Annotated in this window: 29 protein-coding genes and 1 tRNA gene; 7 read left to right on the top strand and 23 right to left on the bottom strand. The window is 59.9% G+C overall.

Annotated elements, in window-relative coordinates; translation table 11 throughout:
• Positions 1-369 precede the first annotated feature (369 nt).
• Both AB7F49_RS28375 and AB7F49_RS28380 read right to left on the bottom strand, forming a co-directional pair.
• Complete coding sequence (locus AB7F49_RS28375; RefSeq protein ID WP_428528683.1) at positions 370-1,095, bottom strand: hypothetical protein; 726 nt, start codon at positions 1,093-1,095, stop codon at positions 370-372.
• A 63-nt stretch (positions 1,096-1,158) separates the two neighbouring features.
• Positions 1,159-1,235, bottom strand: a tRNA-Arg gene (locus tag AB7F49_RS28380).
• 341 nt (positions 1,236-1,576) lie between these two features.
• On the opposite strand from AB7F49_RS28380, the gene AB7F49_RS28385 reads away from it, so the two are divergent.
• The 5 genes from AB7F49_RS28385 (at position 1,577) to AB7F49_RS28405 (ending at position 6,231) form a co-directional block, all read left to right on the top strand.
• A complete protein-coding gene (locus AB7F49_RS28385) occupies positions 1,577-2,266 on the top strand; it encodes a TIGR04283 family arsenosugar biosynthesis glycosyltransferase (protein WP_428528685.1) in 690 nt (229 codons plus the stop codon).
• 30 nt (positions 2,267-2,296) lie between these two features.
• The gene (locus AB7F49_RS28390; RefSeq protein ID WP_428528687.1) at positions 2,297-3,364 is read left to right on the top strand and encodes an MBL fold metallo-hydrolase; all 1,068 of its coding nucleotides are present in this window, start codon (positions 2,297-2,299) and stop codon (positions 3,362-3,364) included.
• Positions 3,365-3,463: 99 nt separating this feature from the next.
• The gene (locus AB7F49_RS28395; protein WP_428528689.1) at positions 3,464-4,060 is read left to right on the top strand and encodes a TIGR04282 family arsenosugar biosynthesis glycosyltransferase; all 597 of its coding nucleotides are present in this window, start codon (positions 3,464-3,466) and stop codon (positions 4,058-4,060) included.
• Positions 4,061-4,276: 216 nt separating this feature from the next.
• On the top strand, positions 4,277-5,425 hold the full coding sequence (locus AB7F49_RS28400) for a site-specific DNA-methyltransferase (RefSeq protein WP_428528691.1): 1,149 nt from the start codon (positions 4,277-4,279) through the stop codon (positions 5,423-5,425).
• A gap of 332 nt (positions 5,426-5,757) precedes the next feature.
• Entirely contained in the window at positions 5,758-6,231 is a 474-nt protein-coding gene (locus AB7F49_RS28405; RefSeq protein WP_428528693.1) for a hypothetical protein, read from the top strand.
• 70 nt (positions 6,232-6,301) lie between these two features.
• Here the strand turns inward: AB7F49_RS28405 and AB7F49_RS28410 are convergent, their stop codons facing one another.
• The 5 genes from AB7F49_RS28410 to AB7F49_RS28430 all read right to left on the bottom strand — a co-directional run bounded on the left by AB7F49_RS28410 (position 6,302) and on the right by AB7F49_RS28430 (position 12,066).
• On the bottom strand, positions 6,302-7,414 hold the full coding sequence (locus AB7F49_RS28410; protein ID WP_428528694.1) for a mandelate racemase/muconate lactonizing enzyme family protein: 1,113 nt from the start codon (positions 7,412-7,414) through the stop codon (positions 6,302-6,304).
• 102 nt (positions 7,415-7,516) lie between these two features.
• On the bottom strand, positions 7,517-8,587 hold the full coding sequence (locus tag AB7F49_RS28415) for a phosphotransferase family protein (RefSeq protein ID WP_428528696.1): 1,071 nt from the start codon (positions 8,585-8,587) through the stop codon (positions 7,517-7,519).
• Complete coding sequence (locus AB7F49_RS28420) at positions 8,584-9,060, bottom strand: hypothetical protein (RefSeq protein WP_428528698.1); 477 nt, start codon at positions 9,058-9,060, stop codon at positions 8,584-8,586. The genes AB7F49_RS28415 and AB7F49_RS28420 overlap by 4 nt, the downstream gene beginning before the upstream one ends.
• A 33-nt stretch (positions 9,061-9,093) precedes the next feature.
• Positions 9,094-10,680, bottom strand: a complete 1,587-nt coding sequence (locus AB7F49_RS28425) for an alkaline phosphatase family protein (protein ID WP_428528700.1) — start codon at positions 10,678-10,680, stop codon at positions 9,094-9,096.
• Positions 10,681-10,791: 111 nt separating this feature from the next.
• Positions 10,792-12,066 (bottom strand): TAXI family TRAP transporter solute-binding subunit, encoded by a 1,275-nt coding sequence (locus AB7F49_RS28430; protein ID WP_428528702.1) that lies wholly within the window; start codon positions 12,064-12,066, stop codon positions 10,792-10,794.
• Positions 12,067-12,114: 48 nt separating this feature from the next.
• Between AB7F49_RS28430 and trmD the strand changes: the two genes are divergently transcribed.
• Entirely contained in the window at positions 12,115-12,834 is a 720-nt protein-coding gene (gene trmD, locus AB7F49_RS28435; protein WP_428528704.1) for a tRNA (guanosine(37)-N1)-methyltransferase TrmD, read from the top strand.
• Between the two features lie 25 nt (positions 12,835-12,859).
• Here the strand turns inward: trmD and AB7F49_RS28440 are convergent, their stop codons facing one another.
• The 16 genes from AB7F49_RS28440 to motA form a co-directional block, all read right to left on the bottom strand.
• Positions 12,860-13,282, bottom strand: coding sequence for a PilZ domain-containing protein (locus tag AB7F49_RS28440; protein ID WP_428528706.1), 423 nt, complete (start codon positions 13,280-13,282; stop codon positions 12,860-12,862).
• Positions 13,279-13,971 (bottom strand): hypothetical protein, encoded by a 693-nt coding sequence (locus AB7F49_RS28445; RefSeq protein ID WP_428528708.1) that lies wholly within the window; start codon positions 13,969-13,971, stop codon positions 13,279-13,281. The genes AB7F49_RS28440 and AB7F49_RS28445 overlap by 4 nt, the downstream gene beginning before the upstream one ends.
• A gap of 54 nt (positions 13,972-14,025) precedes the next feature.
• Positions 14,026-15,066 (bottom strand): flagellin, encoded by a 1,041-nt coding sequence (locus AB7F49_RS28450; protein ID WP_428528710.1) that lies wholly within the window; start codon positions 15,064-15,066, stop codon positions 14,026-14,028.
• Positions 15,067-15,334: 268 nt separating this feature from the next.
• Positions 15,335-16,075: a flagellar type III secretion system pore protein FliP gene (gene fliP, locus AB7F49_RS28455; protein ID WP_428528712.1), complete on the bottom strand. Its 741-nt coding sequence runs from the start codon at positions 16,073-16,075 to the stop codon at positions 15,335-15,337.
• Positions 16,072-16,596 carry a flagellar basal body-associated FliL family protein gene (locus AB7F49_RS28460; protein WP_428528714.1) on the bottom strand — a complete coding sequence of 175 codons (525 nt, stop codon included), beginning with the start codon at positions 16,594-16,596 and terminating at the stop codon, positions 16,072-16,074. The genes fliP and AB7F49_RS28460 overlap by 4 nt, the downstream gene beginning before the upstream one ends.
• Positions 16,597-16,616: 20 nt before the next feature.
• The gene (gene flgH / locus AB7F49_RS28465; RefSeq protein ID WP_428528737.1) at positions 16,617-17,360 is read right to left on the bottom strand and encodes a flagellar basal body L-ring protein FlgH; all 744 of its coding nucleotides are present in this window, start codon (positions 17,358-17,360) and stop codon (positions 16,617-16,619) included.
• A 41-nt stretch (positions 17,361-17,401) separates the two neighbouring features.
• Complete coding sequence (locus tag AB7F49_RS28470) at positions 17,402-17,716, bottom strand: MotE family protein (protein ID WP_428528716.1); 315 nt, start codon at positions 17,714-17,716, stop codon at positions 17,402-17,404.
• A gap of 337 nt (positions 17,717-18,053) precedes the next feature.
• Positions 18,054-19,154: a flagellar basal body P-ring protein FlgI gene (locus AB7F49_RS28475; protein ID WP_428528718.1), complete on the bottom strand. Its 1,101-nt coding sequence runs from the start codon at positions 19,152-19,154 to the stop codon at positions 18,054-18,056.
• A gap of 2 nt (positions 19,155-19,156) precedes the next feature.
• The gene (flgA, locus tag AB7F49_RS28480) at positions 19,157-19,636 is read right to left on the bottom strand and encodes a flagellar basal body P-ring formation chaperone FlgA (RefSeq protein WP_428528720.1); all 480 of its coding nucleotides are present in this window, start codon (positions 19,634-19,636) and stop codon (positions 19,157-19,159) included.
• A 31-nt stretch (positions 19,637-19,667) separates the two neighbouring features.
• Positions 19,668-20,456: a flagellar basal-body rod protein FlgG gene (gene flgG, locus AB7F49_RS28485; RefSeq protein ID WP_428528722.1), complete on the bottom strand. Its 789-nt coding sequence runs from the start codon at positions 20,454-20,456 to the stop codon at positions 19,668-19,670.
• Between the two features lie 24 nt (positions 20,457-20,480).
• Positions 20,481-20,807: a flagellar hook-basal body complex protein FliE gene (locus AB7F49_RS28490; RefSeq protein ID WP_428528724.1), complete on the bottom strand. Its 327-nt coding sequence runs from the start codon at positions 20,805-20,807 to the stop codon at positions 20,481-20,483.
• Positions 20,804-21,223, bottom strand: a complete 420-nt coding sequence (gene flgC / locus AB7F49_RS28495; protein WP_428528726.1) for a flagellar basal body rod protein FlgC — start codon at positions 21,221-21,223, stop codon at positions 20,804-20,806. The genes AB7F49_RS28490 and flgC overlap by 4 nt, the downstream gene beginning before the upstream one ends.
• Before the next feature lie 2 nt (positions 21,224-21,225).
• On the bottom strand, positions 21,226-21,606 hold the full coding sequence (locus AB7F49_RS28500) for a flagellar basal body protein (protein ID WP_428528728.1): 381 nt from the start codon (positions 21,604-21,606) through the stop codon (positions 21,226-21,228).
• Between the two features lie 32 nt (positions 21,607-21,638).
• On the bottom strand, positions 21,639-22,742 hold the full coding sequence (locus AB7F49_RS28505; protein ID WP_428528730.1) for an EscU/YscU/HrcU family type III secretion system export apparatus switch protein: 1,104 nt from the start codon (positions 22,740-22,742) through the stop codon (positions 21,639-21,641).
• Between the two features lie 86 nt (positions 22,743-22,828).
• A complete protein-coding gene (locus AB7F49_RS28510; protein ID WP_428528731.1) occupies positions 22,829-23,062 on the bottom strand; it encodes a FliM/FliN family flagellar motor switch protein in 234 nt (77 codons plus the stop codon).
• A gap of 163 nt (positions 23,063-23,225) precedes the next feature.
• Positions 23,226-24,110 carry a flagellar motor stator protein MotA gene (gene motA / locus AB7F49_RS28515; protein ID WP_428528733.1) on the bottom strand — a complete coding sequence of 295 codons (885 nt, stop codon included), beginning with the start codon at positions 24,108-24,110 and terminating at the stop codon, positions 23,226-23,228.
• 177 nt (positions 24,111-24,287) lie between these two features.
• On the opposite strand from motA, the gene AB7F49_RS28520 reads away from it, so the two are divergent.
• On the top strand, positions 24,288-24,850 hold a 563-nt coding region (locus AB7F49_RS28520; protein ID WP_428528735.1), incomplete at its 3' end, for a DUF1217 domain-containing protein.

A 24,850-nucleotide genomic window follows, 5' to 3' on the forward strand; every position in this document is an offset into this window, starting at 1 on the left:
AGGCCCGAACCGTTGACGCCATCCACGAACACATCGCCAAGCTCGTCGCCGCCATCTCACACAGCGAGTGCGAAAGCTACCTCAGGAACGCAGGATATGCTTCCAGCTAAACCTGAAGGACTCTAGGGCGATGCGGACTTGCTGGTTTTCGGCAAAAGAGGCGAGGCCGCCGATTTGGCCCAGCTCCGTCTTGGCTCCAAACCGCGAGCGCGTCGTGCGCAGAAGTCAGAAGGCCATCCTCGTCGCTTCTCGCGCCTTCAAGCCGATACCGCGCGTCCATATCGCCTCCGATGGCGCAAGCGATTAAGCAAGCTTCTGATCTGGAATGAAAAATACTTGGCGCGCCGTACTGAACAAAAGTGCGAACACCTATGTGGTTGAAGTTACCACGTCTTTCTGAGGCGGAAGCGTCGTGTACAAGTTCATCACGATTGGGCGTCCCGGGCGATCCCAGAGAATCAACTTTGGCTCCTTCATGATCGCGACACGACGAACCCTTCCGGAAGCTGTGACAGCGGCACTCCACCGATCGAGTTGCTGACAGACGAGCGGCGAGAAGGTCGCGAAGTCTGCCATCATGTTGGCGTTGCCATTCGCATAGAGCACCAAATCCACCTGAGGCGTTTGGTAGGACAATCCTCGCTTTCGCCGCACAGCCCTCATGACGTCCGCGGTAAGGTCACGGTCTGCTCTGCGACCGCGTTCGGGAAGTGCGTCATCACGTATACCGCCTCTGTAGCGGCCACCATATGTTCCAAGCAGTGCCGGTTGTCCCGACCGCTCTTGGATGGTCATTTCGCGTTGGTCGGCAGATGATGTTGCCTCGGTGATCTCGACTCCAAGTGCAGCCCCGTCGGTAGTGCCGACAAAGTCCGGCGTCTCAGACTTCGATAGTTTCACGGGGTAAGACAGTAATCTGGCCGCATCTAGCGTGAACAGGTAGCGGCGCAGAACATAAAGCTCCTCTTCCAAGCCGTTGCCGGCCCGCTTGCGCTCTGTTCTGGTCGGGAAGTGAGAGAGGTCGAGCCCTCGCTCTCCAAAGGCCTCAACGAGCGACGTTGTGTCGAGAGCATCGATGCTGAACGCAGTTTCCATGGTCGGACCCGCTGGAGCCAGAACGCGGTACGACGAACTGCAAGCTATCATCTTGCTGGCAAATGGCGCACCCGGTAGGATTCGAACCTACGACCTTCGCCTTCGGAGGGCGACACTCTATCCAGCTGAGCTACGGGTGCTGCTCGGCCCACTGATACCCGATGGTGGCGTGGCCCGCAATCACCTCCTCCATCGCGTTGCGCCATATGACCACGGTCAAGTTGTCAGGGCTCACGATCAGCCCTGCTTGTCCGCTGTCGGCACCGCGCCACCGCCGGCTCGCTCGAGAGTGAGCAATGAAGCCTGAGGCGATCCCGGTGGCCAACGCGAGCAACGGTGCGACGATCTGCAGGTCAAGAAGGGTGCCCAAGCAGAACCGCAGACGTGAGGAGGAAGCGACACTCTGGTGCTTTGCGAGACGTCGCGATAGATGCAATCAGTCCGGGTACCGAACGACTGCCTCCAGGACACATGCTAAGCTATGATCTCCGTGGTTATACCGACCCTGAACGCGGAAGCTGGGCTCGCTGACTGCCTTTCAGCGCTGGTGTCGGCCACGGTTGAAGGCCTCATTCGCGAGGTCATCATCGTCGACGGCGGATCGGATGATCGAACTCTGCGCATCGCGGATCAGGCCGGAGCCCGCGTGATCACATCACCGCCGGGCCGGGGGCGGCAACTCCAGGCCGGGGGCAGCGCAGCGCGCTTTGGTTGGATCTTGTTCCTGCACGCCGACACCGTTCTCCAGCACGGCTGGGAGCGTGAGGTCGGGGCATTCATCGAGCGCGTTGCGGTCGGCCGGCGCCCCGAGGCGGCAGCTGTCTTCCGTTTGGCATTGGACGACTTGGGAGTCTTGCCGCGCCTCGTAGAGTGGGGAGCCGCAGCGCGTTCGTCCATAATGCGGCTTCCCTACGGTGACCAAGGCCTGCTCATTCCGCGGCGGCTTTATGATCGCGTCGGCGGCTTCAGCGACATGCCATTGATGGAGGATGTGGACTTGATCCGCCGCCTCGGACGAGCACGCACAGTGATCTTACGGGCGACCGCGGTCACCAGCGCCGTCCGCTACAAGCGAGATGGCTATGTACCACGCGTCGCCCGAAATTTGACATGCCTGACCCTTTACTATCTGCGCGTGCCTCCTCGCATCATCGCTCGCCTCTATGGCTAAAAGGGCGAGATCACGGCCGTTCAATTCGCCGTGAGGCCCGCCGACCGGCTTTGCCTTTCTATCGTCCGCGAAACCGGCTGCCCCTATGGTGCCATTGCCTCGAAAAGCGCGTTGTCCAGGGAGACGCCTATGCAGAGCATTTCACGCCGCAGTTTCGTCATATCGGCCGCCGCCGCCGGAGCCGCATTCGGCCTCGACGGTCCACTCGAGTTCATCCGCCCAGCCCGGGCCCAGACCGCTTCCAACAGCTTCGCCAAGTTCAAGGTCGGAGACTGGAATGTCACGACCGTCTACGACGGGATCTGGGAAAAGGCTCACGATCCCGGCTTTATCAAGAATGCCTCGGTCGACGACACCAAAGCGGAACTCAGGAACGCCGGCATGACGGATGCGTTCGTGCCGGTTCCGTTCACTGTCACACTTGTCGAGAAGGACGGAAAAATTGTCATGTTCGATGCCGGCACTGGGGGACAGCTCAGCCCCAAGGCCGGACTGCTCGCGAAGCAAAATCTCAAGGCCGCGGGCATCGACGCCGACAAGATCTCGACGATTGTGGTGACCCACTTTCACCCCGATCACATCTTCGGGTTGATGGCCAAGGATACCAACGCCCAGATCTTTCCCAACGCCGAGATTGTCGTGCCTGCAGGCGAATACAAGTACTGGACGGATCCTGCGCTCCTCACCACGCTGCCGGCCGCCCGGCAAGGGCTCGTCAAGCGCGTCCAAGCCACCATGCCGAGCTGGAAGAATCTCAAGCAGGTTGCAGACGGGGCCGAAGCGACGGCTGGCATAAGGGCTCTCAACACGAACGGCCATACGCCCGGCCACACCAGCTACGAGCTTGCTTCCGGCAGCGCCAAGCTGATCGTCACTGGCGACGTGACCAACATCCCGGCCCTGTTCATGAAACACCCCGGCTGGCATGCAGCATTCGATCAGGATGCAGCCTTGGCCGAGAAATCCCGCAAGGCTGTCTTCAGTCAGGCGGTGTCCGACGGCTCGACGCTCACCGGCTATCACTGGGGCATGCCGGGGGCTGGAACAATCAAGAAGGACGGCGATGGGTATGCTCTGGTGCCTGTCACGCCGGCCTGACGCACAGCGCGGGGTCATTGAAAGCTGATGCATCGCTCTCTCGGCTCGACGGGCGACGGGGCGCCGCCGACACGTGCGGCGCCCTTCGCATGCCGCCTCGTGATCATTACCAAGCTGCCTATCATGGGACGGGTGAAGACCCGACTTGCCCGAGACGTCGGAATTGCCGAGGCGACCCGGTTTTATCGAACCACCTCACGTACCATTATCTCGCGCCTCGGCCGGCAGCCGTTTTGGCAGACCTACCTGGCAATCAGCCCGGATAGATGCGTGGCGACCCGGATGTTGCCCGCGGGTATTCGCCGAATGGGACAAGGCGGAGGCGACCTTGGAGCGCGCATGCATCGCCCGATGCGATGTTTGCCGCCCGGCCCCGTCTGCGTGATCGGTACCGATATTCCGGCTATCCGCATCGAGGATATTCGAGCTGCGTTTCGATCGTTGGGCAATCATGACGCCGTGTTCGGGCCCGCCGAGGATGGCGGCTTCTGGCTTGTAGGTCTGCGCCGCCGCCCGCGTCTCGCATCCCCTTACGAGGGCGTTCGCTGGTCGCGTGCCGACACGCTGGCCTGCGTCGAGGCCAATCTCCGGCACCTCGTCCTCGCCCGCACCACACGCCACCATGACGTCGATACTGGCGTCGACCTTGCCCGGTCAGGCGGGCATTTCGGCCGCCTCATCCCACGCGACCCATAACGGAGGAAGGACGCATGACGTCCATCCGTCGAAGTCGTTCGTCTTTTGTTCGACGCAATCAGTGGCGATAATGCCTGCTGTTCCGTATTCGGTGGATTAACGTCTCGTTAACTCCACCGCTTCACACTCTGTTTACCGAGCTTGGCGTGAAGATCGCGCTCCGCTCGCTGCACGAGCAAGTTGTCGTTCGAGTAAGTCGATTGAGAGTAGCGTCGTATGGGCGAGCGTCCTCGCAGGTTTCAGAATGTCCCCGTGGGCCGCATCCTCGAGGGAGACTGCCTCGACCGGCTCCGCGAGCTTCCAACGGAAGCGATAGATCTCGTTTTTGCGGATCCACCCTACAATCTTCAGCTCGACCGCGAGTTGCTCCGACCCAACAACACAGTGGTCGACGGCGTGGACGACGCCTGGGACAAGTTTCAGAGCTTTGCCGAATACGACACCTTCTCCCGGGCATGGCTGACCGAGGCGCGCCGCGTGTTGAAGCCGGACGGCGCCATCTGGGTGATAGGCTCCTACCACAATGTCTTCCGGCTCGGCGTCGCGCTTCAGGACCTCGGATTCTGGCTTCAGAACGACGTCGTCTGGCGCAAGACCAATCCCATGCCGAACTTTCGCGGCAAGCGCTTCACGAATGCCCACGAGACACTCATCTGGGCCGGCCGAGACCGCCGCTCGCGCGTCACCTTCAATTACGATGCGCTGAAGGCCGGCAACGAGGACGTCCAGATGCGCTCGGACTGGCTATTCCCCATTTGCTCGGGACCCGAGCGACTGAAGGACGACGGAGGCCGCAAGGCGCATCCGACACAGAAGCCGGAGGCCCTCCTGCACCGCATTCTGATCGGTACGACCAATCCCGGAGACGTGGTGCTCGATCCGTTCTTCGGTACCGGCACGACAGGTGCAGTTGCGGAACGTCTCGGCAGGCGCTGGATCGGCATCGAGCGCGAGCGGGACTACGTGCGGGCCGCCAAAGAGCGCATCGGCAAGGAAGAGTCGCTCTCGACCGCCGCGCTCGAGACGATACGGCCGCGCCGCGCTGAGCCACGCGTTGCCTTCGGCGCCATCGTCGAGCTCGGCATGATTCGGCCCGGCACGCGCGTTTCCGACGAGCGTGGTCGCATCTGGGCCGAGGTGCGCGCTGATGGATCACTCGCCCAACCTGGGCCGCGTGGCGTGATTAGGCAGGGATCCATTCACCGGCTCGGCGCCGAAGTTCAGGGCAAGGCGGCCTGCAACGGCTGGACCTTCTGGCACTACGAGACCGGCGGGCGCCGTCGTCCCATCGACCTGCTTCGCGAGGAGGCGCGAATGCGCCTTGGTCTCATCGGTGAGCGGTCCAACTCCTTGGCCGCAGAGTAAGCTGCTTCGACTCCCCTCTGTGGATATTGCGGAGTAAATTGGAGAACTTCATTTGCCTGCCTGACCTGACCAAGCGAATCGCCGCTGATGCGATGAAGTTGAATCGCTGTGGGGTAGGTAGGATGCGATATGTGAGACGTGTCGGGCCAACTGGCCTCGCAATTACGGTCTGCGCATTGGGGGTGGCCGCGTGTGTCCGTCAAGATGCATACCAACCTGTGCACCGCTACGGCTCTCTGAAGGATGACCCCATCGTCACGGGAACCACCGAGCGATCGGCGAAATCCCCCGTCAGGCGATACGCCGCAGTCCACCAGATCGAAGCGCCAGCCGTGGCGCCACCATCGACGGCCTCCGCCGAGCAGGCGCACGGCACCAAGGCATCGTCGGCGTCCGGCAGGCGGATGTCCGGGCCGCAACCGGATGCATCCGAGCCCGGTCAAAGGATCGCCACTCCGGCCTCCGCGTCCCGGGCGCCGCCGGCTCCTGATGGTCCCTTGCCGCCGGTCGTCGAGCCCGCCGCGGTTGCGGAGATGCTTGCCGAAGGGCTCACTCAGTTCGAGCAAGGCAAGGTCGTTCAGGCGCGCCGTCACTTCGTCGCCGCTATGAACGGACCCGTGCCGGAAGTTCTGCTCGCACTCGCGCGTTCCTATGATACCTACCACCTGAGCCGTTTGCCGACCGCGGACGGAGCTCCTGATATGCAGCGTGCGCTGGTACTTTATGAGCGCGCGCTCGAACGCGGGGCCAAAGAAGCAGCACCCGATCTCGAAAGGACACGCGGCATCCTCAAGATACCGCGCTAGGTGTCTCCGCCAATTCTCAACGAGCAGGGTCTTAGACCCAACGTCATCTGAGGGGGTGGCCGACGATCGCCTATTCTATTGTCGCGACAGATCCTTGCCGATATTTCTCGACGATCGCCATATCCGGCTCGACGCCGAGACCTGGCGCCTGCGGCACACGCACTTTTCCTCCATTCGCCACCATCGCGTCGCCGTACGGGCTCGCTTCGAGGTTGGCGTAAATATTCTCCAGCATCGTGTCGGTCGAGAGCGACGCCACGATGTGGATTGAAGCAAGATTGCCTGGCCCGAAGTACGCGCAATGTGGAATGAGCTGCACCGAATGCGCTTCCGCTGCAGCGATAATTTTTTGCATCTCCGTAATGCCGCCTATTTTGGTCACGCTGGGCTGGGCAATGTCGATGGCGCCCTTCTCGAAGCTGTCGATGAAATCGTGCAGGCCTGCGGCGTTTTCACCGGCCGCAATCCTGGTTTGCCCCTCGCGCCTGACTCGCGCCAAACCCTTGTGGTCCTCTGGCGGAAACACCGGCTCCTCGAGCCAGAAGAGATTGGCGGGCCGGTAGGCCTTCTCCATGGCCAGCGCCTCGGCCACGCTCCACGGGCAGTTGACGTCGTTCATGATGCCGACATCAGCCCCCGCCCCCTCACGCGCCGCCATGACGGCCGCAACAGAATGCTCGTGCAGTTTGATGTGTGTGAAACCGGCCGCCGCGCGCTCCGAACAGATCCGCCGCACCACATCCGGATTGCCGTAGCGCATGAGACTGCAATAGGCACGAACCTCTTTACGGCGCGCACCGCCGAGTAAATCCGAAACCGGAAGTCCGGCACGCTTGCCCGCAATATCCCACAGCGCGATGTCGATGCCGGAGTGCGCGTAGACCACCGGCCCGTTGCGCCCGAAAATATGGAACGCCTGGGCTGCCTCCCGGTGCAAAGTGTTGATGTCGGTGGGATCTTTTCCGATGAACCACGGCGCGACGTAGCTCTCCAGCGCGGCCTTGGTCGCCGGAATGATGTTATGGCCGAAGCCCTCGCCCCAACCGGTGATGCCAGCATCCGTGTCCACCTGGATAAGCAGATGATCCTGCGACGGAAAGCGAAGTCCCGCGAACTCGGTCGTCGGCGCCCCCATATCGTAGGGAATTCGTACATAGTGGGCCCGGATAGCTGTAATCTTCATGAGGCGTCTCCCGTTTATCGGTCAAGCTGTGTCGACCGGTCGGCGAAAAATCTAAGCAGCTTGGTTTGCCAGCACCATATCTGGCTCGCGCGTCCTTCAAGGTCAGCCTCGGCCCGCCGACGCGTCCTTCGAGAAAGCGAGGAGATCCGTCGCGATACGATCGAACGCCGCGTAGTCGTCGCCTTTGGCCGCGCCGCGCTTCCAGAGCGCATGCAGCTGCAGCAGGACCACAGCCAGCTTGAACATGGCGAGCACCCGCAGGATCGGGAAATCGGAGACATCGCGCCCCGTCAGACGTGCGTATTCCGCGACGATTTCGCTGCGCGTCGGAAACCCGGGCGATGCGGTCGGCAGCTGCCTCATGTCGTGCATGCAGTCCGGATCACCGTCTTGCACCCAGTAGCTCAGCATCGTCGCAACGTCGAACAGCGGATCGCCTCGCGTGCCCATATCCCAATCGACAATCGCCACCGGCTTCAGCGCGCCCGGCTCGACGATCAAGTTGTCCAGCTTGAAATCGGAGTGCAGGAGCGTGGGGCTGCGCGCGAGTATGGTTTGCCGCTCGAGCCAGCCGGAGATCTCGCGAACGAGCATTTTGGCCGCCGGCGCAAGCTCCAGTCGCTCGGCTCGTCCCATCCAGCCCTTCCGTGCGCGCTCAATAAAGCCATCCGGTTTGCCGAGGTCACCCAGGCCGACCGAGTCGGCGTCGACGCCATGTATCGCGACCAGCGTTTCGACCAGCATCTTACCCGTGCGTGCTGCAACCTCCGGCTTGCCTTCGAAGTGGCGCTTGTCGTCGCCCTTGATGACCAGTCCGGGTCGATAGTCGATGAGCTGGAAGTTTACGCCGATGACGCCGCGATCTTCGCACAGATGCACGCTTTGCGGCGCCAGCGGCAACGCCCTCCAGAGCCGAGAGAGAATACGATGCTCGCGAGCCATGTCGTGCGCGCCCGGCGGAAGATCCCCATCTGGCGGACGGCGCAGCACGAGCATCCGACCGCCCGCCCTCAAACGATAGTTGATGTTCGCCAGCCCCGTTCCGAACTGCAAGATAGGCTCGGCGGGATCGAGCGGCAGCCCCACACTTTGCAGGTACCCACCGAGTCGCTCGCGATTTATCGGAAAGGCATCGATTGGCGCGCGAAACACATGGGCGTCGCTCGGCATCATCTGAGAGATCCGTTTATTTGCAGCACAATCGGCGCCATCAACGCAGCGAGCACGCGCGCATCCCCAGCGGCCGCCTCGTCAAACTGCCCAGCCTGGCCGAGCAGGTTCACCGCGCCAATGTTCGCTGCGCAGAGGCGAACCGGCACGTTCATGATGGAAGTCACCCCCATTTTCAGAATTTTCTCGTAGTCCTTGTAGGTGGCACGGATGTCATCCGGCCCCTCGGCAACATAAACTTCACCCCGCCCGAGAACGCTCTGATTTGTCGGAAAATCGCTGACGCGCTTTCGACCGCCGACCGGATAAAACACCGGGTCGCTCGAATGAATGCGTTCGACCTCTTGCGCTTCGTGCAGGTATCGAAACATCGTGAAGGCTTTAGCACCGATCACCCTTTGTGCGAGGGCTCCGATCGCTTCGAGGACAGCGAATGGACGAGGCGCCGCTGCCGAGAATGCCGCCAGCCGGCTCACGTCATCGATACTCAGTCGCCGCCTATCCATGCATTACCACTCCCCGAACCTGTAACCTCGGGCGCGCGCGCCGCCCGTCACACGCCGAATGTAGTCGTACGTAACGGTCGTGCGCGTTTTGCGTGTCAATGCCCAGGTGAAGAGCAGACCCTTTAGCGTGTCACGAACCTCGGCATGCGCTGGACTGTCGCCAAGATCCTGCAACTCGGAGGGATCGTTTTCAAGGTCGAAGAGTTGAGGTCGGAAGTGCTCGAAATGCACATACTTCCAGTGCTCCGTCCGCACCATGAAGCCGCGCGCCTCGTCCTCCGCGAGGTTCAAATGTTTCCGTGCGTGGCGAAGCGCAAAGTCGCTGTCGCAAAAGATCGCCTCACGCCAATCGGCGACCGACCGCGACGCAAGCAGCGGCGCCAGTGATCGCCCTTCCATCCTGTGCGGCTGGGGCGCGCCTCCCGCCCATTCGAGAAACGTCGGCGCCAGGTCGATGGCCTCGACCATCGCCATGGACGTGAAACCACGCGTCGCATCCGCCCCGTTTCGCGGGTCCACGATGATCAGGGGGACGCGGACCACCTCGTCGTGAAAAAGATCCTTCTCCCCGAGCCAGTGGTCGCCGAGGTAGTCGCCGTGGTCCGAGGTCACAACGATGATCGTGTCGTCAATTTCGCCAGTCGCTTCGAGGTGATCGATCAATCGACCGACATGGGTATCGAACTGCGAAATCAAACCCATATAGGTCGGAATGACCGTCGCGCGCACGTCGTCCCGCGCGAAATTCACGCTTTCGTCATGCCGCATGAAGGCCGCGATCACAGGATGCGCATTCTGCCGCTCGGCTTCCGATCGATTGGCAGGAAGCACGTGCTCCGGTCCGTACATGGCGTGATAGGGAGCAGGCGCGATGTAGGGCCAATGCGGCTTTATGTATGAGACGTGCAGGCACCAAGGCTTCGTGCCTCGCGCCAGACGCATGAACTCCAGCGCACGATCCGTCATATAAGCTGTTTCCGAGTGTTCCTCCTTGACGCGTGCGGGCCTCCGCGCGTTGCGCATCGCCCAACCCGACAGCACCTCGCCATCCTCGCCCTCGACCGAGTTTGCCCATTCGTGCCACGGATTGATACCCGGATAGCCAAGTTGTCTGAGCCATGCATTGTACGCAGGATCAGCGCCCGCGAGCAGACCGTCCACTTCGGGATGCAACCCATCATCCCTTTCGAATGGCTCGAAACCGCATTGCCAGTACGGAAGACCCGGATTTGTTCCCGGATCTATGCCAAGGCGCGACATGGACTCGAGGTCCGGCTTGAAATGCGTCTTGCCCACCAAAGCCACGCGATAGCCTTGTGGGCGCATGTAGTCGCCGATCGTCCACTCGTCGATCCTGAGTGGAAAATTGTTATAGGTCGCCCCGTGCGTCAGGTTGTAGCGGCCCGTATAGATACACATGCGTGAGCCACCACACACCGGCGATTGCACGAATGCGCGGCTGAAGGCGACCCCACGTCGAGCCAGTCGGTCAAGATTGGGCGTACGGATGTGCGGATGCCCGGCGTACCCGAGATAGTCCCAGCGGAGCTGATCCGCCATGACGAAGAGGATATTGGGTTTATCCGACATGCACCGGTCTCTATGAGGAACGTCTAACGTCTCGATCGGCTAGATTGCCGATCCAAAGTGTCGGCGGAAAGAGGCTCATTTCTGGCTCCCTTCCCACCGGCACCCCTACTTCTAGTTCAAATGTTGCGCGCGGTACGATTCCCAGAAAGCCAACCACTCCTTCTCGGAATCGAATTGTTCCTTCTTCTCGGCTTTATCCGCTGCGATCTTCTTGAATTCCCCCGTCGCCTTTTCCCAGGCGGCCCGCACCATCTTGAGGCGTGCAAGGCGCTCGTCCTGCCAAGCCTGATGCTCGGCCGTCCAGAACCCTTTTTCTTTGGCATACTTGATGATGCCATCGTGGAACGGGGCGTCCGCCGGGGGAACACCGGAGCGCTTCACCTCCCAGTTGGCGGAGCTTCCCGTTGTATTCTTGAAGACGTCGTAGGCCTCGTCTATCGCCTTGACGAGATTATAGACTTCATCCACCGGCGTCTTCGCGTAGGTCGTGATCATCGGATAGCGGAACAGGATCAAGTCGACCGGCTTGTCCTTCGATATTGCCGCACCGACCGTCTCCTTGAAGGGACCTGCGAAACTCACGATCTTCGTCAGCGCGCTCCAGCCCTTTTTGTTTCCAGGCTCGAATGCCGGCCAGGTCAGCCCCCTCGGCGACGCCTCGATCTGACGCATGTTGGCCGACGTGGTCACCGACGCCATTGCATCAAGCTGATTGGCGACGATGGCATCTTTCATGGCATTATAGCTGCCGAACCAGACGACTTGCACGTCCTTGCGCGTCAAACCGCCGAACGCGATATAGGCGTCGTTCTTGATGTTGACCGACGGGTTTCCCTTCACATAGCCGATCCGCTTGCCCTTCAAGTCCGACATTGCCTTGACGCCAATATCGTTCGCCACGGCAAGTCCGCCGGAGGCCGGCCGCCCGAGAACGATGCGGATGTCCTGAGGACCCCATGACGGTACGCCGAAGTCAAACAGGCCCTCGGCCGCGAAAAAAGCTTCGTTGGCAAGAAAACCGTAGCGGACCTTGTCCGTCAGCATCGGTAGCATGCGCCCGATCGACGTGCCCGCAGGGACGATACGAATTCGCGTCTTGTGCGTCTGTTGTAGCGCATTGGCTATGCCAGACGCCTCCGCATACCCGCTGGAACCGAGATCATAAGCACTCCAGACCATCGAGGGCGGCAGCGTCACTTCTTCGGCCAGCGATGGTGGCACGAGCGTGGCCGATAAGGTCAAGGCGGTTAGCGCGATTGGAATATGCGCCTTCTTCATGGCTGTCTCCTCCGTTGGAATGGTTCCTGTTTTGTTGCGAGAATTGTTGGAACCGGGGATATATTCGGCATCTAGGTCGGCGCTTGTCCACGTCCAATGACGGATCACCGATCATGCGGGTACTACTATGATGGCCCGATCTAAGGAGATCTACGCTTGAGCGAGACGAGTTCCGCGCGTCAATTGGTGCCTTGGCAGGCGACCGTGCTGACGATCTTTCCGGAGATGTTCCCCGGCCCGCTGGCCGTATCTGTGACGGGCCAAGCGCTCGCAGCCGGAACGTGGCGCCTCGACTGCGTAAACATTCGCGAGTTTGGCATCGGTCGTCATCGCCAGGTTGACGACACGCCGTCTGGCGGCGGAGCGGGAATGGTCATGCGCGCTGACGTCCTGGGGCTTGCCATCGATGCAGCGCTGACATCATCGCCCGACCTGCCTCGAATTTATCTTTCCCCCCGCGGCAAGCCATTGACCCAGGATCGCGCAAAAGCACTGGCCCACGGTCCAGGCGTGCTACTGCTGGCCGGGCGCTTCGAAGGCGTAGACCAGCGCGTCATCGACGCCCGCGACCTGGAGGAGATTTCGATCGGAGACTACGTGCTCTCGGGTGGAGAGCTGGCTGCCATGGTGCTCATCGACGCCTGTGTTCGATTGCTCCCCGGTGTGCTCGGCGGCGAGACCTCGCTCGCCGAGGAGAGCTTTGAGGCTGGCGGCCTCGAATACCCGCAATACACCAAGCCCCGCATCTGGGAGGACCGCACGATCCCTGACGTACTTCTTTCGGGCAACCATAAGCGTGTCGAGGAATGGCGTCGCACCGAAGCCGAGCGCCTGACGCGCGAACGGCGGCCTGATCTACTGAAGCGAGATCTCTGACGAGAGGGATTGCTTTTGCATCTTGCTAGGCGCGCATGATCTGGAGCTTCAGCACCGCACGAAAATAGTCGGCGCCGAGGCCCTCGAAGTAGACTGCATCCATGGCGTCCGAAAGCGGCTCATTGAAATGGAGGCCGAGCAGCGTATCGCGCTGCCATACGACCTGGCTATCGATGTTCGTCCCGTCGACAAACTGTAGCGTAACGCTTTGCCCCACGGCGGGGATCAATCCCTGGCGCACGCGAATCTGGGCGCCGCCCCGGGACACGTTGCAGAATTCTACGGCATAGCTCACGGTCCGGAAGGATACGGAGCCGTTGTCTTTGGCGTCCACGCGAGGCGACACTCGTCGGGTAATAGCTTCCAACGATCTATCCCGCCTTTCCGAGATCTCGGAAACGGCCATCGCCCTTTCGCTCAACTTGTGCGGATCGGCATCTTTGGTCATCGGGCATCACCTGCGGTCCGCAATGGCAGCAGCCTCGACAAACGCCAGTCCAGCCGGATAGCTCTGCGGCGCGGAGGAGACTTCGTAGCGGCGCCGATCGCGGCCACCTGACGCGCCAACCGTCCCAGCGCCGCGTCAATCTCCATTTCTCGCATCGCGGGTGCGGCATGCAAGACGCGAACGATATGATCGAACTCTGCCGTAAAGGTGTCGGGCAGGAGCGGTTGCAGCATGGAGCGCGTTTCTTTCAAGCGCTCGAGCGTGGCCGCGCTGATTGGAGCGGATCCCGGATGCGCGCTGCTTGATCTGACGCGCTCGGCTGCCGCATTGATAACGGATTCCGCGCGCAGCCCGGCCTCATGCCTCAAGTCATCGATGAAGGACAGTTTTCTCAAGCCGAAGTGCCGCGCGCGATCGGCCCGCTGGCGCGCCTCGACGGCGCCAATACGGCGATTGAAGAACCAATAGAAAGCGATGAAGCTCGTGCCGCTCCCGACAACGAAGATGACGATGCTCGGATCCATGGACCAGGACCTCCCTGCGGTCGAAGCGAGACACCCGCGAGAACCAAGCACATCAAGGTGGCGCAAAGCTTGCGCTTTATCCAACTCTGCGGTCGAAAGACATATGTGTGAACTATTACTCGGCCTCAGCGAGCGCCGATGCCCAGTTGGCATCGCCGCCCGCATGAAAGGCCGAGTCTCAGCTATTCTAAGTACGAGCCACTACCAGGATGGCCCCGATTAGCGGAACAGTGACAAGATGTTCTGGCTGGACGAGTTCGCAATCGAGAGAGCCTGGATGCCCAGCTGTTGCTGGACCTGCAGAGCCTGAAGCTTGGTCGATTCCGCGTTCATATCTGCGTCGACCAGGGAGGAGATGCCACGGTCCAGGGCGCTCATCAAGTTCGTAACGAAGTCCTTTTGGATGTCGATACGCTTCTTGGCGGCACCCAGGTTGGCCGCGCCAGAGGTCATCTCGGACAATGCGGCATCGACAGCCTGGATGTAGTCGTCGAGGTCGTCGACGCTAGCATTCGTGATGTCGATTTCAGCCGGAGCTGACCCCAAGTTGTCCGGGTCGTAGTTTGCAATCACGATCGTGCCTGCGGCGTCGATCGAGCCGCGTGCGACGCCCGCCGTATCGGCGTCGTCTCTAGTAAGACGCGCCGAGGCGAGAATGCCAAGCGCGTCGGCCGTCGCGGCGCCGCTACCGCTCACACCGCCCGCGCCATCGGTATCCGCGTTGAACAGGAACGAGGACGCCACGTCGATCGAGAGCGTGCCAACGCTGACCTGCTCGCCGTTCACGCCGGACGAGCGCGCGAAGGAGGCAACAACCTCCTCGGTGGCTTGGTAGCTGGACCCTGCCACGTCGACCGCGAGCCAGTTTTCGCCGGCCACAGACGCAGAGGAAGCAATCGTGCGGAGCTGGTTCTGCAGCTCGTCGATCCAGGTTTGCACCTTGGCTTTATCGACACCGGGCTGGCGCGCGGAAACAAGCTGCGTTTTGAGTTCGGTCACGACGTCGATGGCGCTGTTCATCGCGGTATAGGCGACGTCGATCGTTGCGGCGCCAAGACCAAGTGCGTCCGAAACCGTCGAAAGTGCCTTGTTGTCCGATCGCATGGTGGTTGCCATCGACCAGTAGGCGGCGTTGTCCTCGGCATTCGCAACGCGATAGCCCGTCGAGATACGCGACTGCGTCTCGAGCAAGCTGTTGTTCGTCCGCGTCAGCGATTCGAGCGCCGTCATCGCGGCGAAGTTGGTATTGATGCTGCTCATGTAGATGCCCCAGATGCGTTGCAAGTGGATACAATCGGGACATACCGGATCGTCCGGTACAGCGAGACGGCATGATGCCCTTGGCGACCAAGTTCGCTGTTCAAGCAGAGGATAGGCGACGGTAACTTAATACTCGGTGAATGCTATCTCGTGCCCTATCAGCATTCGCGAGGTGCCTCAAGTGGCGGAATGCGGTTCCCGCCCCACTGTGTCGTCCGTGCACGCCGCCAATCATCTCCTCTCCGCATTTGCAAGTGCGAGAGGGCTCCTATCCAAAGGATCTCACCAATCCACCGACTAGAAGGTTCCACCCATCGATCAGAACAAAGAACAGCACCTTGAAAGGAAGGGAGATGCTGGTGGGCGGAAGCATCATCATGCCCATCGACATCACGAGTGTCGCGACGATGAGATCAATTACGAGAAATGGCAGCAGAATGAGGAATCCCATCTCAAACCCGCGCCGCAGTTCCGAAATCATGAATGCCGGAACCAGCACACGCAAATCGGACGCGGCCTCTTCAGGCGTCATTGCAGGAAGCCTGTTCTGGGCCAGCTGCGCAAACAACCGCAAATCTTTCTCGCGCACGGTGGACTGCATGAACTCTCGAAGCGGCTGGGACGCCCTCTTATAGGCTTCTCGCTCGTCGATCTTATTTTCGAGAAGTGGATTTATTCCGTCGTTCCAGACACGCTCCAGCGTCGGAGACATGATGAAGAACGACATGAAAAGCGCGAGACTGATGAGCACAATATTCGACGGAGTCGACGGAAGCCCGAGCCCAGATCGCAGGAATGATAAGGCGATGACGAGACGCGTGAAGCATGTAACCGTAACCAGGATGCCCGGCGCGACCGACAAAATGGTCAGCACCGCCAGCAATTGTATAATCCGTGCGCTTACCGCCCCTTGTCCCGGCGGCAGGATACCCGACAAATCGATCGACTGAGCCAGCGCCTCTCCCGTCAGGGCGAACAGGATCAGGACAGCCAGGGATATGCGCTTCATTCCACCACCAGCGATTTCAAAACGAAGCGTTTCGCCTGCCCTCTGGTGCGGAGTTGCACGATATCGTTCATATCGTCACGCAAAAACTCGAGGCCGGTAGGGGAACCAACCTGCTCGAGCCGCAGGCTTCCAAGGAAGAGCATCAGGTCCTCACCCAGTTGCGCGACAATCGGTCCGCGATCCTCCTTCGAAGACCGGGCGAACGCCACTGCCCCCTCGAGCCGCAACCATTTTCCCGTGTCTCCGTTGATTCGCACGATCAATGGCTGCAAGGCGACAAGCTCTTCGAGGTGCCAGTCCGCGCCCATTTTGCCGTCTGCCTCCGACGCTACGTGCGACGGGGCGGCCATCCCGCTCGTCTTGGCGGCCGAGGCCGCAGCCGGTTCTTTCGATCCTCCAAAAAGGATTCCGTATCCGAAGCCTGCTCCACCTCCCAACACAAGCAGGAGCACCAGCGGCACAAGGAGCCCAGGTTCCGCCTTACCCGTCCCATCGGACGCCGATTTCGCCTGTCCCGCCACGTTTCGCCCCTCCGGCAGGCCTAGAATGGAAACACCGCGTCTATGACTTGGTGCCCCCATGCTGGTTGCTGGACCTCCATCATGCGACCGCGTCCTCCATATGACATCCGCGCCTCGGCAATGCGATCGTGAGAAATCGTGTTGTCGGATTTAATGTCTGCAACGTTTACGATCCCCGAGAACGTCAGCACCCGCAGCTCATAATTCACGCGGATTTCTTGCGAACCTTGAATCACCAGGTTCCCATTCGGGAGCACGTTTGCTACGACCGCAGCGACACGTAAATCGATGTTCTCGGAACGTGCGATCTCTCCTTTTCCATCCGAGGCAGTGTTCGACTTGATCGCCGAGTCTACAGCTGTACCAGTGGCGCCTGCAAAACTACGCCAGTCAATTTTGCTGTTCACGTCGAGACCAAAGCCGTGCGACGAGTCCCGCGAACGCTTGGAGCTGTTATCCAGCGAGGCCTTGTCCTTCATCAGGATCGTCACAGTAACGATATCGCCAACGCGTCTCGCACGTGGATCGCGAAAGAGGTCGGTACCACGCTCGCGCCAGGTGGAGCCCGGTGTCATTCGTGCTGGTTCGATTGAAGCCCGCCGATCTGACGGCGTCACGCTCGACGTTGCCGACCCTGCGCCAATCAAGCCCGATCCAACTGGACTGAGCTCAGGCTCGCGTCCGATCTCCTGAGGTCTGGTCGAACAACCGGCGAGCAATCCGACCAGCAACGCAACAAGGCATGCGGTGCCTCCCCACGACAATGGGCGCTTTTTAGGTCGGTGAACTGGCGTCTTGTAAAGGGTCACGGCTTTTCCTGCTTGTCCTTGCCGGCCGAACTCGCAATGACGCCGGCCAGCCGAGCAGCCTTCTCGGGCGGCATGTCATTCAGGATGGCGCTCGCGGCACGCACGTCCAGTCGAGACAGGATTGCAGCCGCAGTCGCAACGTCGAGCCTGACAAGTTGTTCCGATGCCGCCTCGGGCCGCATGGCGCCAAAAATCGCAACGAGGTGCTTCGTCGCCGCAGCAATGAAGCTCTCGCGCTTCTCGAGCCATTCCTTGAGCTCGGCGCTTCGCTTTTCGAGCAAAACCAGCCGTTCATCCGCCTGCTTCGCCAATCGCTCGAGTTGCTCGGCTTGATTCGAGAACCTCGCCTCCGCTACAGCATCCCGCGCCGCTTCACAGTACTGAGCCGCAAGAGTTCCTGACTTCTGCAGCTCGGCCAATGGCGGGGGTGTCGACGCGGCCGCCTTCCCAGGCGTCTGTTGTCTCGAAGGCGCCCCGCCGACAGCAGACATCGCTGAGACACCAGTCAAAATCGCCACCGCGATCGCAATTTTGCAGACGGGTACCTTCGCGACGCCTTTTCGCTGAGACGCGCGTCGGATGGGCACCTCTTCTCCCGTCATCGATTTCGTCGGCGTCATCGCGCTGCCACCTCGGCCACCCGCTCAACTATTGAACCACCAGTTCCGCCTGCAAGGCTCCGGCCGTCTTGATAGCTTGCAGGATGGCAATTATTCCAGGCGGCTTCAGTCCCATGCGGTTGAGCCCCGTGACCAGCGTCTGAAGATCGACGCCATCCACGACAGCAAAATTTCCTGTCCCTTGCCCTGCTTTCACCGACGTTTCCGTCGTAACAACAGTCTCACCCTTCGAGAAAGGCTTCGGCTGCGACACCGATGGTGTTTCTGTAACCCGAACGGTCAGGTTTCCGTGGGTCACGGCGACGCGGCTTACTTTCACATTGCGACTTATCACGATAGTGCCTGTGCGCTCATCTATGATGATGCGCGCTGGACTATCCGGCAGCACTTCGAGCCTGCCAATTTCGGCGATGAATCGCGAAGGGCTAATCCGCTGCGGCAGTTTCACCGCGACCGATGCAGGTCCGCTATCCTGCGCCAAGCGCGCGCCATAATGCTGCTGCGTATAGCCGTTGACGGCATCCAGTATCGCAACCGCCGTCGAGAAATCAGGGTTCTTGAGCTCCAGGTGAAGAACGCTCGGGGAGGAGCCGGGGCTAGGCGAGGCGCGCTCCACAATGGCCCCACCAGCAATCCTGCCAGCCGTCGGCACACCGTGCGTGAGCACCTCGTTTTGTCCCTTTGCCTCGAATCCGGATACGGACACCGAGCCTTGGCCGACGGCATAAACGTTGCCATCCGCGGCCTGCAGCGGTGTCATGATTAGCGTACCTCCCGCCAGCGAGGACGCATCTCCCAACGAAGTGACCGTCACGTCGATCCGATTACCCGGGAAGGCGAACGCTGGCAACTCGGCCGTGACCATGACCGCCGCAACATTTCGAGTGCGAGCGCCGAGTCCGCGAATATTGACCCCCATGCGCTCGAGCATCGACGTCATCGACTGATCTGTAAACGGCGCGCTTCGCAACGTGTCGCCGGTACTCTTCAGGCCAGCGACCAGACCATATCCGATGAGTTGATTGGATCTCGCTTCTCGGATGGAGGAAATGTCTTTGATGCGCACTTCCGCGTTTGCTCCGCTGGCAAGGAGCGTAAGGCCAAGGAGGGCAAGCCAGACGGCACGCATGACTAACCTCCAACCTCTACGCGGCCGTCCGGCTGAACGACGCCGTTGACGATCGTGCCTGTATCCGCGTTTCTGAGGCGCACCGACGAGCCTACGACGCCGGGCTGCAGCGCGATTGCCATCCCCCGTATCCGCAACCCACCCGAGATGAACTCAGCGACCACGCGGTCACCTTCATTGAAGGCATACGGCTCCCGCAATGCATTCATGGGAATGGCTGCCCCGGCCGCCAATGGACGCCTCGCCACTTTGCCGACCACCTGATCCCTCGAGGTGAAGTGCGTGCGCAAGGCCACCCTATTGGCAATCAACCGGCGCTCGATCAGCAGGTCGTCGTTCAACACATCTCCCGTTTGGATCCTTACCGTCGGTACCGGGAACGAGATGGCGGCTCCATTTCCCGCAACGGCGGATTGCGGAGCAGACACGAGCAGCCCGAGTACGGGGAGACATCGCACGAAAGCGCCTTTTCCTTTGCCCATTACCGCGAACCTTCCACCAGGCTTAGCGCAACTATCTCAGTCCTTTAGCGATCGTGCCCATCATTTCATCGGCAGCTTGAATAACCTTCGAATTCATTTCATAAGCTCGTTGGGCAGAAATGAGCTCGGTTATCTCCTTCACTGCGTCGACATTCGATGACTCGAGATAGCCCTGCTTGATTGCACCGAGGCCGGAGGTGCCAGCGATGCCGATCGTGGCTGGTCCGGACGATGACGTCTCCCTGTAAAGGTTTCCACCGAGAGGTGAAAGTCCGACGTCGTTGACAAAGCTCGCGATCGAGAGTTGTCCGAGCAGCTGCGGATCTGTTTGGCCCGGGACCTGACCCAACACCTGTCCGCTCTCATTGACCGTCACAGCGGTCACCTCGGTCGGAATAGTGATGGTCGGCTGAACCAGATAGCCATCGGTCGTGACCAATTGTCCGGAGGCATTTTTATTGAATGCTCCCGCGCGCGTGTAGAGAGTCTCGTTATCCGGTCCAGAAATTTGAAAGTATCCTTTGCCCATTAGGGCAAGATCGAGGGTATTGCCCGTTTGGGTCAGCGCTCCCTGCAGATGCAAATTTCGGATCGCAGCGGGCCGGACACCAAGACCGACACGAAGCCCTTCGGGCACAATCTCGGTACCATTTGATGTGGGAGTTCCCGCCTCGCGCTCGACCTGATAGAGTAGATCTGAAAACTCCGCTCTCGAGCGCTTGAACGCTGTCGTATTGATATTCGCGACATTGTGAGAAATGACCTCAACATTGAGCTGTTGAGCCGCCATCCCAGTCGCAGCAATAGCCAAAGCGCGCATGACCGATTCCTTTCGTGGCCGTCGTCAGATCTGCATTCGGCTGATCTCGAGATAAGCTGCCACAACTTTATCTCGAACCGCGATCGAAGCTTGTAAAACCTGCTCGGCCTGCATTACCTGTTCGACAACCTCTTGCGTCGACGCCTTTCCTTTGATTCCAGCGATGGAAATCGCCTCGGCATGACGCAATTGATGAGCGACATCCTCGATGGCGCCACTCAGCATGCTTGAGAAATCGGTGTGAGCAGCGCCCGATGTCTGATTTGTGTTTGAGAGTTCGCCGAGACCGGCATTGGAACCGACATCGAAGCTACGGCTGGGAGCTTTCCCCGAGATCGGATCTATGTTCATTTCACCCTCAGAAGATCAACAAGATTGCCGATCATCTCTCTCGTTTGCTTTACGACTTGAAGACTTGCTTCATATGACCGAGACGCCTCCCGCATGTCGGCCAACTCGACGAGAGAATTGACGTTTGGCATTTTCACGTTGCCATTCTTATCTGCAGCCGGGTGGCCGGGATCGTTCTGGATCGGAAACGGCGAACTATCCCTCGAGATCTGTTGGACGCGCACCACAGAGGCGCCACTGGCTCTATCAAGCTCGGATCTGAAGCTCACAATCTTGCGCCGGTACGGTTCGCCGTCCTCGGTAGAGGCGGTCGCCGTCGCATTGGCCAAGTTCTCCGACAGGATGCGCATCCTCGTGGATTGCGCGCGCAACGAGGACACCGACGAGGCAACCGCGATCTTGAGATCGTCCACCATGATCAGCCCCGCGAGCTCGATAGAAGCATGCGATGAAATACACCGAGAATCGCGGTGACGGCGGACTGCTGCTCTTTCGCCTCACCGAGCGCAGCCATTTCGGCCTCGAGCGACACCGAATTGCCAGAATGCTTTTGAACGGCGCCTTCGCGAGGCCCGACGCCAAAGCGGGCCTCCATGTCCTGTTCGGGAGCTAGGTGCCCCGCTTGGCTCTTTCGCATTTCTATGCGCGCTTCATTCAGGATCGACCCAAATGGTGCAATATCCTTGGCCCGGTAGCCTGGCGTATCCGCATTTGCGACGTTCGCCGCCACAACAGCAACCCGCGCGGCAAGCCACCGCGCGCGGTCATGCCCAATCTGAAAAACAGCAAGATCGCTCATGATCTGCCTCCTTCCTAGGATTCGGAGGAAGGCTAGGCGCGCAGACTTACCTGAGCCTGAAGCTTAGTCGACCGAGGCTCCCGAGAGAGAAGATGCATGATAATCTCGGCGACCGCTCGATAGAATTCCGGCGGTATCGGTCGATCGGTTTTTACCGCCGCGTAAAGGGTCCTCGCCAGTGCCTTATCTTCCACAACGGGTATGTTGTTCGCCTCGGCGATCGACCGTATCCGAAGCGCCAGATGATCTACCCCCTTCGCGATCACGACCGGAGCAGCCGTTTCGCCATGCACGTAGCGCATTGCCACGGCGTAGTGGGTCGGATTGGCGACAACCAGAGTAGCGCGCGGAATAGCGGATATCATACGCTGGCGCGATCTTTCACGGGCGATTGATCGCTGGCGGGCCTTGACCGTAGGATCACCGTCGGCCTGTTTCTGCTCGTCCTTCACTTCCTGGACGCTCATTCTCAAGTCGATGCGCCATTTCAGCCTCGTCCACAGCACGTCTACGACAGCAAGTACCCCTATACACAGTCCCGCAATTATGAAAAGTCGAGACGTCTCGGTGATCAGCGTTATGGGAACTTCGTCGAAGCGCATCAGAAGCAAGTTCGCAATTCGCTGCGATCCGACGCGCAGCATGACGTAGAAGAGCACACCGACGACGATAAATTTGACGAGAGCCTTCAGAAACTCGACCCTACCTTGCGCGCCAATGACCCGGGTCAGTCCCGCTCCTGGCGACAACCTGGAGACTTGGGGTGTGATGCGCTTCAATACTACGCGGGGAGAGTTCTGAGATACCGAGGCAACAATTCCCGCAATCATGACGGCGAACACAATAGGGGCCACACCGGCAAGAACTAGGGGGCCTATCAGCCAGGCAAGTGCGACAGTTGTGCCGGCACTGCTCAAGGAAAAATCGAAGGGCTTGTCGATGAATAAGCCGAGGGGGGGCACGAGCCTTGCTGCCGCCATTGGAGCGGCAACCGGGAGAAGCAAGCCAAATGCTAGCAGCGTAGCAGCATTTCCGACCTCTCGCGTAAAGGGCGTGTTGCCCTTCTTCAGAGCGTCTTCAATGCGGCGAGGGGTTGCTTCTTCTGTCTTGGACTCCCTGTCCTCCCCGCCAGACATTCCACCTCCTGAAGGACACCCGATTCCGGCGGGAAATCAACGCTTCCAGTTTCTTAGGATAGCAGAGGCGATCTGCAATCCACCTCTCAAGATTCGTTCGCACCAATTACTTCACGCACCGCAATGGCAAATTGCTCGGCATCTTCATCCAGAGCCACGACTTCTCCGCGCGCAACTGTGCGGTCGTTCACGACCACGTCGACCAGATCACCCACCTTTCGGTCAAGCGGTATGATCGATCCACGAGTCAATCCAACGATTTTGGAGATCGGCATTCGTACCGAACCAATCACAATCTGAACGTACACAGGGATGCGCATGACTGCGTCTCGCCCTCGCCCGCCCCATTCGTCGACGTTTGACGGGCTCGCCGGCTGCTCCTCCGCTTCAGGAGGCGTCTGACCAACCATAATGCTATCGGTCACCCTATCGAGCCGGCTCCTCGTTTCCTGCATGTCTCTCGAATCCACGAGAATGCTCCCTTTAAGATGCCTTCCTGAGTTCAATTGGCGCGGCTGCGCCAGAAATCGTCTGCTGCTCGAGCTCCTCGACTGACGGTCGATCGAGATCCGAAATCGCCTTTCGGCCGTGCTCGACCGCAATCTGCGGGATTGCGCCATTCATAAAAGCAAGTAAAGTTTGCTTAATCACCAAATATTGCCGCATCCGCTTCTCGCGGACGATCTTGATTTGCGTCGCCAGAGGCGTAAATACAGCATAGGAGAAAAAGATACCCGCAAATGTTCCGACCAGCGCTGCGCCGATCAAATGGCCAAGCACTTCGGGCGGTTGATCGAGAGCGCCCATGGCCTTGATGACGCCCAAGACGGCTGCAACGATACCTAGAGCCGGTAGACCTTCGGACACCGCGACAAGCGACTGGTAGGCCTTGAGTTTATCCGCGCGCATGGTCAGGATTTCTTCGTCCATGAGCGATTCGATCTCATGCGTGCGAGCGTTGCCCATCAGGATCAGTCGCACATAGTCGCATATGAATGTCAGCAGCCGCGGATGGGCGAGAATCTTTGGATAGGCCGTGAAGATCGTCGACTCGTGCGGAGCATCGATATGCCTCTCCATGTCGGCTTTGGATTTGGAGCGCATTTCCCGCATGATACTGAATAGGCAACCCAGGATGATCAGATAATCCTCTTTCTTGGGTATCTCACTGACCGCGACCTGCTTGAGAGCTACTCCGACATCCTTGATCGTCTTCATCGGATTTGCCACGATGAACGTACCGAGTGATGCGCCCAGAATGATGACGTACTCCCAAGGCTGCCAGATCACTGCCACGTGACCGCCCATGGCGACGAAGCCGCCGAGCATGCATCCCAAGGTAACGATCAAGCCAATTATAATTGTCATGGTTGGAGATCTGTCCGCATCGGCTGTGTTCCGCCTGGGTGCCACAACTTGACCGCCTTGCCTTGCGCCAGCCTGTAGTTGCCCAGAGTCGCCATGATCCAGGCTCGGACAAGGCGGCACATTCAATCTCCGATTGGTGCGGCGGCCCGCGCACGGCAGCATGCGGAGAATGAGTTGATGAACACCACGATCTCCAACCTACGTCTGCTGACGGCAGACCTGCCGGCCTCGCTCGCTCGCGTGGGCGCCGAGCCGTCGGTCAAACGCGCAACCGATTCGTACCTCGCCGAAGTCGAGGGGATCAAGTCGATAGACGACTTCATGGGCAACGATCGCGTTTACAATTATGCCCTCAAAGCGTTCGGCCTTGAAGATATGGCCTACGCGAAGGCGTTTATCCGCCGCGTCCTGACCGAAGGCATTGACAACACCGACAGCATGGCAAATCGCCTTTCGGACACGCGTTTCCGCGATCTAGCCGAGACGTTTAATTTCGCGCGATACGGCTCGACTGCGACGGCGTTCTCTCGCACGCGAGAAGGCGTCGTAGACCGCTACCTCAATCAGACGCTCGAGGTAGAAGCAGGTAATACCAGCGAGGGTCTGCGCCTGGCGCTCTACTTTGGGCGGAAGGCATCGGCGGTCACGTCCGCGTACGGCCTGATGGGTGATCGCGCCTTACTCAAGGTCACGCAGGTCGCGCTCGGTCTGCCGGAGTCCTCAAGCGCATTGGATATCGA

Origin of the sequence: Pseudorhodoplanes sp. (assembly GCF_050250235.1) — a bacterium.
In the GTDB taxonomy this organism is placed as follows: Bacteria; Pseudomonadota; Alphaproteobacteria; order Rhizobiales; family Xanthobacteraceae; genus Pseudorhodoplanes.